The following is a 14,596-nucleotide window of genomic DNA, read 5'->3' as shown; positions in this document are numbered from 1 at the left end:
TCGCTTGACCCGCCAAAAACCTGCATGCCATTACAACCACTCGATCTGGCTTCGCCCGACCGGCTTCACATCGGAATAGTGGCCGGGATCAGATCGGAATAGGCGGCCGGGATCGTCGGAATCCGCACGAAGGCTCGACAGACATATGACATCCCCCCCCCGGGTATCTAATCCATCTGGAATCAACAGATGCCACTATCGGCACCAACTTGGGAGAGCCGATGCTGATCTGATAGAAATATTTTTTAGATGATTGGAGAAGTTGGGAAATTTACTAAGTCAACGTTTTCACATCCGCCACCTTCACCTTTCAAGGCGACATGGTGATGGCACAGATACTTTCACCAAGATGATGCTGCCTACCGGCAGCTCTACAGCTCCCAACGTGACCTAAAAAGTTGAGTAATCAGTCTTATCCAACTCTGCCCCTCCGTGATTTGAGGCTCAGGCAGACCCTCCCCTTGCGCGGCTGGCGTGACGTGGCATCCTCCGACCGCGACTCATTGAAGGAGAGGATCGCCATGTTTCGCGTCTCGACCATCGCCGCCGCCATTGCCCTGATCGCCACGCCGGCTCTGGCTGCCGGCCCCTGCAAGGATGCCAAGGGCAAGTTCACCAAGTGCCCACCTGCCGCTGCCGCGGCAGCTAGCGGCGTCACCAAGGACAAGAACGGCAAGTGCCACATCGCTGCGGGCCCGAAGAAGGGCCAGTTCACCAAGTGCCCTTGAGCTGATCCAGCTTCCATACGCCGCGATCTTCGCCCCTGTGGGCTGCAAGGTCGCGGCTCAGCCGGAGCAACGCGCCAAGGCCGCAACCAACTGCAGCGCGATCAGCAAGGCCGTCAGGACCGCGAACCACCGAGGCTCCGGCTCCTGGTCGCGCGGATCAGGCCACAGCTTCGGCATCGTCAATCTTCCAAGCTAGGGCGTCCCGTGGCAGGGCGTTATCATGCGCCTGTTGCCAATCACGTTGATGCTCTGCCTCTGCACCCCCGCGCCCGCTTACGCCTGGGGAAGCCAAGGTCACGAGGCGATCGCCCTGATCGCCCGCAGCTACCTGACCCCGGCGGCTCGTACGCGAGTGGACGCAATCCTCGCCAGCGACAGCGACACCCTCACCGGTGCCGACATGGCGGCCAGGGCGACTTGGGCCGATGTCTGGCGCGGGTCCCACCGCTTCACTTCCTCCTGGCACTTTGCCGACATCGAGTTGGAGGGGGGCTCCCTCGACGCCGCATGCTTCGGCTTCCCCGCTTTCTCCGGCGTTGCCAGCGAAGGGCCCGCGCAGGACTGCGTGGTCGCCAAGATAGAACAGTTCACGCGCGAACTTCGCGATCCGGGCACCTTCGACGCTGAACGCCGCCTCGCACTGAAGTTCGTGCTGCACTTCGTCGGTGATGTCCATCAGCCGCTCCACGCCGCCGACCATCAGGACCGCGGCGGCAACTGCGTGCGCGTCTCGCTTGGCGGCACCCGAACCGTCAATCTGCACAGCTATTGGGACAGCGTCGTTGTCGGCGAGATGGCGCCCAATGCCGAAACGCTTGCGACGACCCTTCGTGCTCGAATAGGACCTGAGCAGCTGGCCGCATGGGCATCTGGAACGCCCCGCGACTGGGCGCGCGAGTCCTTCACGGTCGCGAGAACGGCCGTCTACACGGTCGGGAGCCCGCCAGGCTGCGACCGTGACGCCGCGCCAATCCCCTTGCCCGCCGGCTACGACGCGAGGGCAAGGGAGGTCGCAGCCGTTCAAATTGAAAAGGCGGGCGTCCGCCTAGCGCGCCTTCTGAACGATGCGCTTGGCGGGCAGCCGCAGGAAGGCCACCAGCCTGCGACCAGCGCCGAAGCGCCTCCAGTTCGACGCTCGCCGCAGTCGATCGCCTGCTCCGAGCAAGCCGATAAACAGAATCTCCATGGCGACGCGCGGCGCACCTTCAGACGGCGCTGCATGCGCGTCTAGAGCCAGCGCGCCACCCCGCCATGGCGCGAGCAGGTGCCGCGCCGATGAAGGCTGAAGCTGTACGAACCGTCGCCACAGCGCGCGCTTTCCCCGTCCGGTGCCCGGTCGGTGAACACCGGCCGATGGACCGAACGCCCATCGACGTTGGTATAATAGCCGCCGCCGTAGGACGGACTCGACCGATGGTGTGACTTGTAGCCCGATGCCGCATGATGATGAGCATGGTGTCCGCGAGCGTTAGCCGAAGTTGCGGGGACGACCGACAACAGGACCGTTGCAATCGACGCGAGCTTGACGAAACGCTGGATGATCATGGAGCCCCCTCCTTCATGTGCTTTGATCTATTGCACAGCTCCGCTGGCTGGCAAGCATGTGAAATTTTCGCAGGTCAGTCGCACGACGCAAATGAGAAATGGTGGTCAGCTTATGCTCGGCGGTTCCGTTAAACGGCCGAGTCGAGAGTGCTTGCCGACACGATGGTCCTGAATTCAGCGATGATGTCGGCGTGCTTGGCCTCAAGGTACCCTGCGACGTTCCTGTTCTCGATGAGGCGCTGCAGGTACCGGGAGGCGAGAACGAGCTGGAGGACGTCGTCGCCGAACGTGGCTTCTCGCACTCGGAAGTCGTGATTGAGCGTTTCGAGCTCTCGTTCCATTCGCGCCATCTGCTCGGGCGTGACGCCGGCAACTTTCTTCGCCCGATCCGGCTTGGCGAGATCGTCCTGGCGCGTCGCCGCTAAGATAGCCTTGGCGTAGCTGGCCGTGAAATTGTTCATGGATGCCATGAGTTCGACCGCGCTGAACTGCTTGTGCGGCTTCATTTTCCGAAGCACGTCGAAAATTTCGGCGTTCACCGACTTTTCTTTCAGTATTTCCACAACCTCCGGCGCAATGCCGTCCAGAAGGTTGCGGCGTCGGTGAACCAGCTTCTCGTCCATTCCGAGCGCCGCGGCGATCATTTTGGGCGGTACGCCGCGTTCTATGGCTCGCGATATCATATAGTGCTCTTGGACCGTTGCGAGGCGGTTCACGCGCTTGTTGTAGGTGAATGCCTCGTCATCGTCCGCTTCGATACAAGGGGCAGTCTCCGCCGATTGCTCTTTGAGTGCATGCAGGCGGAGATGCCCGTCCAGTAGCATGCGGTGCCCCCGCTCATTCGCCTTCGTCACGGCGAGCGGCTCGATGATGCCGATTTCCCTAATCGAAATGGCGATCCTGGCGTATCGACGCGAAGCCGTTATCCGGGGAGTTATCGGGCGAAGCGGAAGTATGACGCTGACCGGAAGCTGCAGCACCTGCTGCGCGAAAGAAATGTGCACTGCCGATGTCACAGCGCATCTTCCGCGATCCCGATCCGCTGAGCGATCGGCTGTGGCAACGAAGCCAGGCCCTCTGCACGTAGGAGGGCCACGAAGTGATCTTCGGCGAGCAGCCTGGCCATTGCGCCAATGATGAATGTCAGCCGACTCTGGGTGAGTGTTGCCTTTTTGACCAAAAGCTTCTGTCGCTCGACCTCCTTCTGGTAGGCCCGAACGAGGGCAGCAGCCGTAGTAGGCTGAGTCCGCGCTTGGGACGTGCGCATGCTGCGGATGCCTTTGCCGATCAGGTTACGGTCATCCACAATGCGCCGGATCGCTAGGATTTGATCGCCAGGCAGCGCGCCGGTCTCGTAGGCTTCGGTCAGCGCGCGTTGCACGTCGGCGTCGTTCGCGCGGGCAATTTCGGCAGCGATCGTATGTGGAATGATGCCGCGTTCAACTGCGTCGAGGAGGCGCTCTTCGCCCCGCTCCAGCAGCAGGTTGATGGTCCAGACGTATTCTGGGCTCATCCCGATTTTTCGCGCTATCTCGGCGAAATTATATCCGCGATCCCGAAGTGCACCCACTTCCCGGATCATCTCAAGGGGTGTGAGGTTCCGCCGGGCCATGTTCTCTACGAGGCTCATCACGAAGCATTCCTCGCGAGTTGCCTCGATCACCATGGCAGGGATAGCTGTCTGTCCGAGCTTTTTGAAAGCCTCCATCCTCCCTTGCCCACAAACGAGTTCATAGCCCTCCCCCTTGGGTGAGCGGCGAACCGTAATCGGTCGCTTGAGGCCGACGGCCCTGATGCTCTCTACAAGCTCATCGAAAATCTTTCGATTGCGGGTTCTTGGGTTGAGTACCTCAATCGAGGATATTGGAATGGTAGTGATTTCCGCCGTCATTGTACGCGCTCCACAGAATGCCGGCGAAGCAGGTGATAGAGCGGCGATAGGTCGCTGACCCGATAGGCATCGAGATGAACGCCGTTTTCCTCAGCCATTCCGAACTTCGGATCCGATCCAACATCCAGCCAAGGGAGGAGGTAATAGTCGCGATGGCGGACATTTCCGGGCTGCATGCGCACAGCGACCGTGATGTCGGGACGAAGGCTCGTGTCGAGTCGAATGCGCCAGCGCAGCGATCCCGCAGGTGTCGGCTGGCAACGTACGATCACCACCGCGAGCGTCACCTCGCGATTAACGGTCAATAGATCGGTTTCCTCGTCGACCGTGACCTCGCCGCCGATGCGCTCGATGCCGGCGACCGTTTCCGACACTACCTCCGGATGCATCAGTCGCAACTGTCGGTTGGTCTCGAGGTATCGGTAGTCGCGGCCTGGAGAATAGCCGATTAGCTCATATGCGCGGAGCAGGCTGCCGAAGCGGTGCCGGTACGCAGCGCTCGAGGGCATCGATTCGACCTCGTCGATAATCATCCCGGATAAAGCGCCACGAGCGCCGAGAAGCGCCGTCAGCAACTGTAGCAACTCCTCGTCGGAAAACCTGCGAGCGCGGTCCGCCAGAATTGACTGCGCCGCTTGGAACAATAAAGGTTCGACGATGGGCTGAAAGGCTCCATCGCCTCGAACCCACATGTCTGGGGTGTTCGAGACCCTCTTCTTTTTCAATTTGAACGACACGCGATTGTATATATTGTTACCGATATATTTTTCGCTCGTGAGAATCTGTCGGATGAGGGAGCGGTTCCAGGGCTGACCCAGTTCAGCCGATTTGCCCTCTCGATTCAGGATCGTCGCAATTTCTCGCTCGGAGCGGAGCTCCAAGACGAATAGCCGGTAGATGCGGCGTACCGTCTCAACCTCTTCGTTGGGGCCAGGCACCAAGATAACGCGGTCAGTCTGGAGACTCTTATGCTCGCCGCGGGCAAGCGGCGCCTTTAACTCGTTGTGCTCGTTTACAAGATGTCGCCGTAATCCGTAGCCCGCAGATCCACCTTGCCGATAGCCGAGGGTGACAAGACGGCATTGTCCCGCGAAAACCTTGTTGGATAGCTCTCTGCTATACTCCCCAGCCATCACCCGCTTGATGCTTTTCATGACGTTGGACGGCAGGCTGCCGTCATTGTCGAACTGCTCAGCGCAATAGTGAATGTTGATTCCGCGCTCCCTGCAGATGAACTCGTAATAGGCGCTTTCATCGGCGTCCTGGAAGCGTCCCCATCGGCTGATATCATAGACCAGCACCGCCTCATAATCGGCGTCCCCGTTCTGAACGTCCGAAATCAAGCGACGCAGCGAGTCACGCCCAGCAATGTTAAGCCCGCTCCGACCCTCGTCGGCATAGCTTCGCACAATCTCGAAATTGCGACGAGCGGCATAGCTTGCGATGACTTCTGCCTGGTTCTCGGTCGAGTAGCGCTGATGATCGGTCGACATCCGCACATACTGGGCGGCACGAGTTGGAGCTGGCCGTTGTGAATCCACGATTCCCTCGGTCCCGCAAAACTGCCGCGATAACTTCACCGTGGCGTGAGATATTGATGCCTTTCTATTGGAAGGAGGTCGGAATGTCGTTTTCACGCGAGCACCGAAATCTTCGCGCCGATAGCGGAAGCGGATTTCCCATCGATCCTTCGGCAGACACTTTGGCCAGCTTCGCGGGTGTCATTGCCGACGCGCTACGGGCGGATTTCGGAACGTCGCCTGCCAAGGTGAAGCACATCGCTAGGCTGACCGGCTCAAATCCTCGAACCGTCCAAAACTGGCTGTATGCTCGCAATGGCCCAAGCGGCGCCGGGCTTGTCGTGCTCATGCGTCACTCAGATGCAGTGACCGCGGCCGTACTTGCACTGGCGGACCGATCTGAATTGCAGCGCGGTGCTGTGCTGCAGAGAGCGAGCGAAGAACTTCGAGCCGCTATCGCGTATTTTCTCGATTGCCTGGGGCAGGAATAACCTTGTGGCCCCGACATCAGACTAGCGCCCAGCACCGACAGATCTTGCCATTTTGGGCCGGCGCCAGCCGGCTTGCCTAGATGGTGTCTGGCGACGCCATCGCGCCAGAAGAACACTTCAGGTGAAGTGCACGTGTGAAGCACGTTGGGAGGGGAAAAGGCAGAGGCCGGGCCCGGCCCCGCGGCTTCGCCGTAACTTACTTGGAGTTAAGAAATGATGAACGAGACTGAAAAAATGCGCGCTGCCCGGCACGAACTTGAGTTCCTGTCCGCGTCCGATCCGGCAGCCTACGCAAACATGGTTCGATATGTAGTCGCCTATTCCAAGCTGCTCACCGGCGCCATGCCGGATCAGGTAGGTTCGAAATCGCCGGTCGTCATGGCCGGCTTTCGCCTCGCCGGAGGCGACGAAGCGCTGTTGGCGAAGGCTGTTCGTAATGAACGCAGAGACTGCATTTACATCGCGTTCGACGTCGACGACGCGCAAGGTGCGCCGGCGGCCATGGGCATTTTCCGCAGGGAAGGGGATCAAATTATTTGCTATGGCTGCTGCAAGGTTTGGTCACCTGTGCAAGGACATGCCTTGCTCGTTCCAACCGTCGGTGACGATGCCGTCGGGTACTTTGCCTTTCGTCGGAGCGGGCCTCCTCGTTGGGTTGATGGACAGGTGCCGGGAAGCTTCGGTGCAGGCCTTCTTCGCACTCAGACGAGGCTTCAAGACCTTCTGGATGAGGCTCGTCGCGCAGAGGTGCATCTGCGAGGAGACGCTACGGTTTATAGCTCGGAGCGAGGAGAGCTTGTTGGTCGTCCTTTGAAGAGGGCGGCTTGATCTTACTGACGGGCGGCAGTTTGCTGCCGCCTGTCATTCCGGCGGCGGCACACGCTGGCGGTGCGCCGGACTTGAACCGAGATGGTTTCGACGCCGTGGGAAAGGCCTAAATCCGGTCGAATACAGATCCCATTCGCGGGCTAAAGAGGCGTTCGTACGTTTTTAAAAGGAAGCTATCCGTCATGCCCGCGACGTGATCGCAGATTACACGCTGCGGATCATCTGATTGGGCGAAACGGTCTCGGGTAGATTCCGGCAGCAACGCATCGGGCGCGGAAGCAAGAGCCTCGAAAACCTGAACGACCATGTTTTGGCCTTTAAACTCAAGATGCTGGACGGAAGCGCTATATATGACTCGCTTAGCAACGGCATCCTTCAGTGTCTCGAGGAAAAAGCGTTGCGGTTGCGGAAGGTTAGCTCGATAGCGAAGAAGCGGTGTGGCAAAGCTTTCGTCAGAATCGATTATAACGTTGGTGATAAAATGACCGACCAAGCGCCCGATGTAGCGTTTGCGGCGAGACTCGTCGGATAAGCCCGCGATGAACCCGTCGTATACGTTGTTCCCGAATTCATTTGGGTAACGCTTCTTCAGGCTGTCCAGGAAACAACTGGCCGCTGAATCCGGGACAAGATCGACAAGATCGCTCCCGGACATAAGTCGCATTGCCAGCGCATCCTCGAGGTCGTGAACCCCGAAGGCAATGTCGTCTGCGAGATCCATGATGCTGCAATCGAAGGATTTGAAGCGCGTCTTGCCGTGCTTGCCAGGCGCTTTGTCAAATGAGACGAAGCGGTCGCGGTCCTCAGGGGGCAGCGGGTCCAGTAGCCAGGCCACGACATCGGCCTCGGTGTCGAGGTAGCATTTCGGTGGTTTGCAAGCGGCACGATCGATCAGACGGACAGTCGTTGGGCCGTCTGCAAGCCGAGGGACGCGACCGGGTTCGTTGCTGCGTACTGCGGAATATGCCGCAGGATACTTCAGAATCCCCAAGAGGGTGCGTCGTGTCAGGTTTGATCCCGCAGCGGCGGAGAAGCGCTCGAGGCGTGCGAGAATTCTAAGGGTTTGGCCGTTGCCCTCGAACCCGCCTGCGTCACGCATGCAGTAGTTGAGGGCTACCTCGCCGCCGTGGCCGAACGGCGGATGTCCTAGATCGTGCGTTGCGCCGATGGCCTGGATCATGGTCAGATCCGGGATCCACGCACACGCTGGGTGATCAGGATGCGATTTCTGCATCTGGCGCGCGAGGCCGCCCGCTACCTGAGCGACTTCGATCGAATGTGTAAGCCGGTTGCGATAAAAGTCGCTGTCGCCGAGGTTGAGAATTTGCGTTTTGCCCTGCAAGCGGCGGAACGAGGCGGAATGGATGACACGGGCATAATCGATGGCGGCAGAATCACGGGCGTCTTCAGACTGCGCGGCCCAGCCTTCCCTCCGGGCAGACCAACAATCAGAATTTTCTCCAGCAATATTCATTAGCCACCTTCGAGGTCCTAGGATACCGCCCGCATAGCTCTTGTTGAAGCTGGGTTTCAACGCGAGGGCAAATCATCGCCTCACAAAATTTCGGTGGATGACTTCGGGAAGGACTGTTCCCCCGCCTTGCCGAGGGCCTCGGAACCAGCATTTATGGTACTGATTCCGAGGGGCGTCCCAATAGGTTACCGTTTGCGCATTCTGGCGGTATAGGCAGCTTCCTCTTCGGGATCTGGGAAGGTCAGCCCATCCAGTCCGTCCACGATCGGTCGAAGCTGGTCGATGGTCCGCAGATCATCTAGCATCTGGGCCCGGCTGTAATCGTCGGGGTTGATCAAAGTGCCATCGAAGCGTCGCACGTTCATGGCGACGCCTTCAAAGGATCGATCAGCTAGATCCTGAAGTTTGGGATGGCGCGCCGAATAACGATCGAGCGGACGCTCGAAGTTCTCGCAGCGCGGTGGAAGCGAACGATGTGTTGCGTTCGTACAGTGTACTGTGGGAATCAGCCAGCAGTACACGAGCCGCTTTCGCGCCTGATCGACATCCCCTGCCTCCAACGCCATTAGAACAAGTGATTTGATCTGAGCTACTGGAAACCCATGCTCACAATCCTCAAGCTTGATTTGTTGGCTGGCACGTTCTTCAGTAAAGAATTGTGGATTTTTCTTGCTCGTCCAAGGAAGTAGATACTGCCCTCGCGCAAGGTCGCCGACCGCTTCACGGCGATATCGCTGTGCAACTCGTGCGAAGGAAGGCACCTTTTCAACCAGCAGATTCAAAAATCGGATATCAGCGTCAAGCTTGGCAGGCAGATAAAGACCTGTCCACTCCGACACATTTACTCCATGCCATCCTCGATCAAGCCACGCCGACCAGCTGCTACGTACTGCTTCTTCGTCTAACATAATTTGCATGTCTCCCCTCAACTCCAGAAGCTATGGAGCGGGGGCGGTCAAAATTCAGTTACTGATATACCTAGAGCCACCTCGGGCCGCCAGCCTTCATCAGCTCGTAGCCAGTTGCGAGGAGCGCTCCATCGGCGACCGCGAACAACACGCCCGTCAACGTCCAGCCAGACACCAAGAGCATGATTGGCCACCCGATTGCTATGGCGATCATCGCGAGGCCGGCGAATCGCGCGCCGAGGTGCCACCAACGTGCTGGAAGACGGTATTGCTTGTGGACGATCAGGTGGTGGTTATTGGTCTCCGACCAAAATCTCGCGGACAACAAGGTCCGCGTGAGCGGGAAGATCGCGTGGGGCGAAATCTGCTCCATACCCCGACGATAGGAGTTTCCCTCTTGCAGCGCGCGGCGATGACATCAGATCGATCCCAACTTGCCGACCTCATCTTTCGGTCCATACCGCTGCTGTTCAGCGAACTGCTTCGCCCAGCACAGGCCGTCCACCAACTCCATCTGCTCAATCGTCGAGCAGGGCACTTCGAGCAGTCTAGGGCTGGCGTAGATCACTGCAAGGCATTTTGCTCGGCTGATAGCGACGTTGAGGCGATTGCGACTGTAAAGAAATTCGATGTTTCTGGGCAGGTCGTCGCCTGATGATGTAGCCATAGACACGAGAACTACCGGCGCCTCCTGGCCCTGAAACTTGTCTACCGTTCCTACTCTCGCGCCCTCTGGCAGCGCTCGCTTCAGTAGCTCAACCTGCATGTTGTAAGGTGATACGACCAGTATGTCCGCGACACCGAGAACACACTTTTCGCCATGCCGATCCGTCCAGTGCGCACCTACAAGGGCCGTGTAGGTGCGGGCAAGCCGGTCAGCCTCTACCTGCGAGCGCTGGGTGCAACCTGCGTGCTCGACGTCCACGAAACGTAGCCCAGCCGGTGCCAGGGCTTCCGGGTCCCGCGCGCAATCCACGTGAAGGGACTGGTGCGCGGTAGTAGGCTCCGCTTCCAGGCGTCCTTCGTAAACCGCATCGGAGATGAAGCGGCACAGGTCAGGATGCATGCGTCTCGTGATCGGCAAAAATACCCCCTGCTCCGGAGGAACGGTGGCATGCCCTTCAAGAAGATAATCCAGTGCGGACATGCCGCTTTGCCCGGGGTGGGTACCCTTGATCGGCTGCGATAGCTGCATTTGGTCGCCCACGAGAACCACGTTCCGTGCGGCGCAGCCCATCGCAATGATGTTGGCCAGGCTGACCTGTCCCGCCTCGTCGATGAACAGGTAGTCGAACGCTTCGTCCAGTTCCTCGCGCGCGAAAAGCCAGGCCGTGCCGGCGACGAGCTGGTGATGTGCTTGCACGCCGCTTCCCTTCCCGGCGATGATGTCCTCGATCCATCCACCGGTTCCAAGCGCCTGCTCATCCCGGGTCGACTTTTTCATGCCGCGACAGGCCAGACCTTCAGCAGCGGCCAGGGCCTCCACATCCTTGAGGAGATTGTTGATCGCCTTATGCGAGTTGGATGCAATTCCGACACGCTTACCGGCTGCAAGCAGTGCGACGATCGCTTGGGAAGAGGTGTACGTCTTTCCAGCCCCCGGCGGACCTTGAATCAAGAGGTAGCTGTCATCCAATGCGAGAAGTGCGTCGATGGCACCGGCAGTAGCATCTGCACCCGCTGCCAAGATCGGCTGCCCCTGCTCTCGGCCGTTAAGCCGCGGGCGTTCGCGCTGCAGGATCGCAGTTATGGCGCGATATCGATCTCCTCCCGTGGCTATGTGCTCGGCGTACCGGTGGACAGCTGCGCGCAGAACCTTGTCGCCAATCGGACCGGTCGGAATCAGTGCTGTTTCCGGATCCAGAGGTGAGCGACTGGGGCCCTGCTTCAGCGCAACGATCCCAGCATCCTCGTCGAGCATAACGATTTCACCTGCTGGCTCTAACGTTCCGGAACGTAGCGGTTCATCGCCGGCCTTCAGTTTGAAGTCCTGCGGAGGAAAGGTGAAGGTATGCACCGTCGACTTCTTCTCCGCCCGGGGAGGAATCGTTGGATGCGGCACGAGGTCAGCAAGGCATTCAGCGTCGTTGAGCAGTGCCTCTCTGTCCATCTCCTGGCGTGCGAACATTGCCCACCAGGATGGCTTTGCCTCGCGACGGTGAAATTCGAGCAGGTCGACTAGCAGCAGGCGCCAAGCGTCGCTGCCGCCGGCTATCAAAGCTTCCGCTAAACGCCGCGTACGTTCTTCCGCTTCGGTGCGTGCCTCAACCTTGGCCGGATCTGGGGCTTCTCCCTTCCGCCCCTCAAAGCGGGGTGTCCCTTCGGGGCTGAGCGACAGCAGCCAGTCGCGGCACATGCGGGTCGAGCGGCAATCGACCTCGTTATAGTCTGCGATCTCCCGCAGGAGATGATCGTCGCCCAGGCGCCGCCAGCGCTCATAGATGATGATGCTGTCCCCGGCGTTCTTGACCTCCCCCTGGCGGCCGCCGGGCAGGTAGAATGCCTCCATGTTCTTGATGGAGTAGCGGGGTTCCGAGGTACGGATAGCTTCGGCGACGACGCGGTAGAGATCTACCATCTTCTCGCTTCGGAGAAGCTCGTCCACCTCCGCCTCGCGCGTGCCATGGTACATGGCGAGCTTCTTCAATGCCGTCTGCTCATACGCGGCATAGTGGTAGATGTACGCTTTCGGGAAGCGAGCAAGCCGCTCTACCATGAAATCTATCGTGCGCTCGAATGCGCGCTTCTCGCTCTCGCGATCGTGAGCCCAAAACTCGTGGAATTTGTCGGTGCCATCGTCGTCGAACGCAACCAGGCCGAAAAGATACTCTAGGCCACCGTCGAAAAGCGGATCACCCTCCATGTCGAAGAACATGTCGCCGTGATCGGGTTCCGGCAGGCGAGCGAAGCCTCGGCCCTGCTTGGGGGGCAGCAGTTCGACTCGGATTTCTCCGGTTTGGCGGTGATGTGCCTGAAGACGAGCCTGCGCCGACAAGCGGGCAACGGTATCGGATTGCATGCCTTCGATGCGGGTACCATCCGGTAACGCTGCGAGCGCGCTGATATCGTCAATTCCCGCAGCGCGCAGAGCCGCGATTTGGCCGCGCCCCATGCCTGCGACAATCGAAAGATGGTCAGCCGCCTCCCATTCTGCCTTGCAGTGATCTGACCAACGGCAGAAGGTGCAGTGTCCGCAGGGATCCGATTTCGACGGCGCAGGCGGCGCGTCGACAAACGCCTCGAAGCGATGACGGGCGAAGCCATAATAGTGTAGCACAGATGTTGTTCGGAGCGACGCTATCTCGCCTGACCCCAGCACCACGTGAATGTGCGGCGGGGCTATCCCTTGCACCTGCTCCAGCATGTCGGCGTATACGCAAAGCTGCAGAACGTGCTTCGCCTTTGCTGATCGCGCCAGCTTCGTGTCCGCTACGTCGTAGGCGTAGGATCCGAGCGACGATGAAATGTCGCTTCGGCGGATAAGGAAATCAGAATAGCCGTGCCAACGGCCTATCAGAAATGCGCCCTGATAGATAACATCATAGCCTTCCTGCATCGCACGGCGTGTCGCCTCAGCCCGCTCTTCAAGCGTGCCAGTCCCAGCGATTTCGATGACTGAGCGGCCCTCTGCTATCAGGCGATCCAAGTACGCCTTCTCGTGCTCAATCCCTTTTTCTTGCAGCAGGACAGCCGTTTCATCGTCTTCGGTGAAGACAGCTGGAGCCGTGAGGTGGGCGATATCGAGAACTGTGGAATGACCGCAGCCCATGAAGTTCACGAGATCGCTGGCCGAGAAGATCGTTTGACCGCCGTAGTTCCGCATCATTCCCCCACTTGCGGATCGCCATCCGCTGGACTGCACCATGCATGTTCATCATGATGATGGTACAGGACAGATCCTGTCGCATGGGAGGGATTGAGGATGTCCTACCGCAACGCGATCGAACTTTTGACGGTGGCATCGCGCGCCGCAAGCGTGCGTGGCATCAGCCTGGACGAGATCGCGGAGTTGCTCGAACGCGATTATCGTACTGCTCAACGGGTGGTGCGAGCTCTGCGCGAACTGTTTTCGGAGCTGACCAGCTACCGAGACGAAGAGTCTGGCAAGACTCGTTGGCGTCTACCGCATAAAGCGATCGCACCGCTGCTGGTCCCGACTGCTGAGGAGCTCGCGGCCATGACTTTGGCCGAAGATATGCTGACGAAGGGGGCGGGGGGTGATCAGGTGCAGGCTCTCCGGTCTTTGCACGCGAAGATCTTGGCGCTTATCCCTAGCGACCGCAGCCGGCGTATCGAGGCGGATGAAGATGCCCTGCTGGTAGCCTTGGGGCATGCGGCACGTCCCGGTCCGCGCCCGGTCGCGCGGGAAGCAATCGATCATGCAATATCGACAGCACTCAAGGGCACCTCAAAGCTGCGGATTCGCTACTGCGGGTGGAAGGACAAGGAGGCGCGTGTGAGAATCGTTGCCCCACACGGGCTTCTGATCGGCGCGCGTCGTTACCTTGTCGCAGTCGACCTCCAGAAAGTCGGAGGCGGCATCCAGCATTTCCGCGTCGAGGCAATCGAGGAAGCGACAGTTCTGCCCGAGACATTCGAGCGCAAGGCAGGCTTCGACCTGGATGAGCACGCACAGCGCTGCTTCGGTTCGTTTCAGGACGAAGTGGGCATCCACGATGTTGCCTGGCGTTTCGCGCCTCACGCAGCATCGCGAGCTGCAGGATTCCAGTTTCACCCGGCTCAGACCGTTGAGAGTGAGAGCGACGGCGCGCTGATCGTCCGGTTCCGCGCATCGGGTTTGTTGGAGATGTGCTGGCATCTGTACATGTGGGGGGACGCCGTGGAGGTGCTATCGCCGCCTGAGCTTGCCAGGATGGTGGAGAAGCACCGGCGGAACGATTTTGTATCGATGCCATAGATGGAGGACCGGAGCGCGCCCCGGCCCTCGAAGTTACACATCAACAGTCCGGCAAGTCGTCGAGGTTATTCCTCGAGGTGATATCGCGGTCGGTCCGGAGATACTTGCCAGTAGGCCCATTCACGACTCGAATTTGCGTCTCGGGATATTGAGCCCAGTTTACCCAGTGACCTGCTCCCCATTTTCAGGCCGTTGATAACTTAGCTTCGGTGTCCATATGCCCTTGGCGGGGGCGGTTCGTAAACTCGGCGGGTGCCAACCCGCCAAGACTGCTATGCGGACGCACGGTATTG

At 59.4% G+C, this 14,596-nt stretch carries 13 protein-coding genes; 5 read left to right on the top strand and 8 right to left on the bottom strand.

Going from position 1 to position 14,596, the window contains the following annotated elements; all coding sequences use genetic code 11:
- Positions 1–521: 521 nt before the first annotated feature.
- Together S2M10_RS01510 and S2M10_RS01505 are read left to right on the top strand one after the other, a co-directional pair.
- Positions 522–728, top strand: a complete 207-nt coding sequence (locus S2M10_RS01510) for a hypothetical protein (protein ID WP_168844534.1) — start codon at positions 522–524, stop codon at positions 726–728.
- Positions 729–948: 220 nt separating this feature from the next.
- On the top strand, positions 949–1,959 hold the full coding sequence (locus S2M10_RS01505) for a S1/P1 nuclease (RefSeq protein WP_168844533.1): 1,011 nt from the start codon (positions 949–951) through the stop codon (positions 1,957–1,959).
- On the opposite strand, the gene S2M10_RS01500 is transcribed toward S2M10_RS01505, so the two are convergent.
- From S2M10_RS01500 to S2M10_RS01485, 4 genes are all read right to left on the bottom strand, one after another.
- The gene (locus tag S2M10_RS01500; RefSeq protein ID WP_168844532.1) at positions 1,956–2,273 is read right to left on the bottom strand and encodes a DUF3761 domain-containing protein; all 318 of its coding nucleotides are present in this window, start codon (positions 2,271–2,273) and stop codon (positions 1,956–1,958) included. The two genes, S2M10_RS01505 and S2M10_RS01500, sit on opposite strands and share 4 nt — an antisense overlap.
- Positions 2,274–2,401: 128 nt before the next feature.
- On the bottom strand, positions 2,402–3,277 hold the full coding sequence (locus S2M10_RS01495; protein WP_211090809.1) for a plasmid partitioning protein RepB C-terminal domain-containing protein: 876 nt from the start codon (positions 3,275–3,277) through the stop codon (positions 2,402–2,404).
- 8 nt (positions 3,278–3,285) lie between these two features.
- A complete protein-coding gene (locus tag S2M10_RS01490; RefSeq protein ID WP_168844530.1) occupies positions 3,286–4,164 on the bottom strand; it encodes a plasmid partitioning protein RepB C-terminal domain-containing protein in 879 nt (292 codons plus the stop codon).
- A complete protein-coding gene (locus tag S2M10_RS01485; protein ID WP_348770510.1) occupies positions 4,161–5,705 on the bottom strand; it encodes a recombinase family protein in 1,545 nt (514 codons plus the stop codon). Before S2M10_RS01485 ends, S2M10_RS01490 begins: the two co-directional genes overlap by 4 nt.
- 83 nt (positions 5,706–5,788) lie before the next feature.
- Here S2M10_RS01485 and S2M10_RS01480 point away from each other — a divergent pair, with 83 nt between their 5' ends.
- Positions 5,789–6,175: a hypothetical protein gene (locus tag S2M10_RS01480; RefSeq protein WP_168844528.1), complete on the top strand. Its 387-nt coding sequence runs from the start codon at positions 5,789–5,791 to the stop codon at positions 6,173–6,175.
- A gap of 213 nt (positions 6,176–6,388) precedes the next feature.
- Positions 6,389–7,003: a hypothetical protein gene (locus tag S2M10_RS01475; RefSeq protein WP_168844527.1), complete on the top strand. Its 615-nt coding sequence runs from the start codon at positions 6,389–6,391 to the stop codon at positions 7,001–7,003.
- 106 nt (positions 7,004–7,109) lie between these two features.
- Here S2M10_RS01475 and S2M10_RS01470 read toward each other — a convergent pair whose 3' ends face one another.
- From S2M10_RS01470 to S2M10_RS01455, 4 genes are all read right to left on the bottom strand, one after another.
- Positions 7,110–8,537 (bottom strand): anti-phage deoxyguanosine triphosphatase, encoded by a 1,428-nt coding sequence (locus S2M10_RS01470; protein ID WP_348770509.1) that lies wholly within the window; start codon positions 8,535–8,537, stop codon positions 7,110–7,112.
- Between the two features lie 125 nt (positions 8,538–8,662).
- Positions 8,663–9,385, bottom strand: a complete 723-nt coding sequence (locus S2M10_RS01465) for a hypothetical protein (RefSeq protein WP_168844526.1) — start codon at positions 9,383–9,385, stop codon at positions 8,663–8,665.
- 70 nt (positions 9,386–9,455) lie between these two features.
- Positions 9,456–9,758 carry a hypothetical protein gene (locus S2M10_RS01460; RefSeq protein WP_168844525.1) on the bottom strand — a complete coding sequence of 101 codons (303 nt, stop codon included), beginning with the start codon at positions 9,756–9,758 and terminating at the stop codon, positions 9,456–9,458.
- Positions 9,759–9,803: 45 nt separating this feature from the next.
- Positions 9,804–13,211, bottom strand: coding sequence for a TM0106 family RecB-like putative nuclease (locus S2M10_RS01455; RefSeq protein WP_211090808.1), 3,408 nt, complete (start codon positions 13,209–13,211; stop codon positions 9,804–9,806).
- A 96-nt stretch (positions 13,212–13,307) separates the two neighbouring features.
- Here S2M10_RS01455 and S2M10_RS01450 point away from each other — a divergent pair, with 96 nt between their 5' ends.
- Positions 13,308–14,303, top strand: a complete 996-nt coding sequence (locus S2M10_RS01450; RefSeq protein ID WP_168844524.1) for a WYL domain-containing protein — start codon at positions 13,308–13,310, stop codon at positions 14,301–14,303.
- The last annotated feature ends 293 nt before the right edge of the window (positions 14,304–14,596 follow it).

This window comes from Sphingomonas sp. S2M10 (genome assembly GCF_012650175.1).
In the GTDB taxonomy this organism is placed as follows: Bacteria; Pseudomonadota; Alphaproteobacteria; order Sphingomonadales; family Sphingomonadaceae; genus Sphingomonas.
Note: the sequence above shows the minus strand (reverse complement) of the source record. Positions and strands in the feature narration are given on the sequence as shown.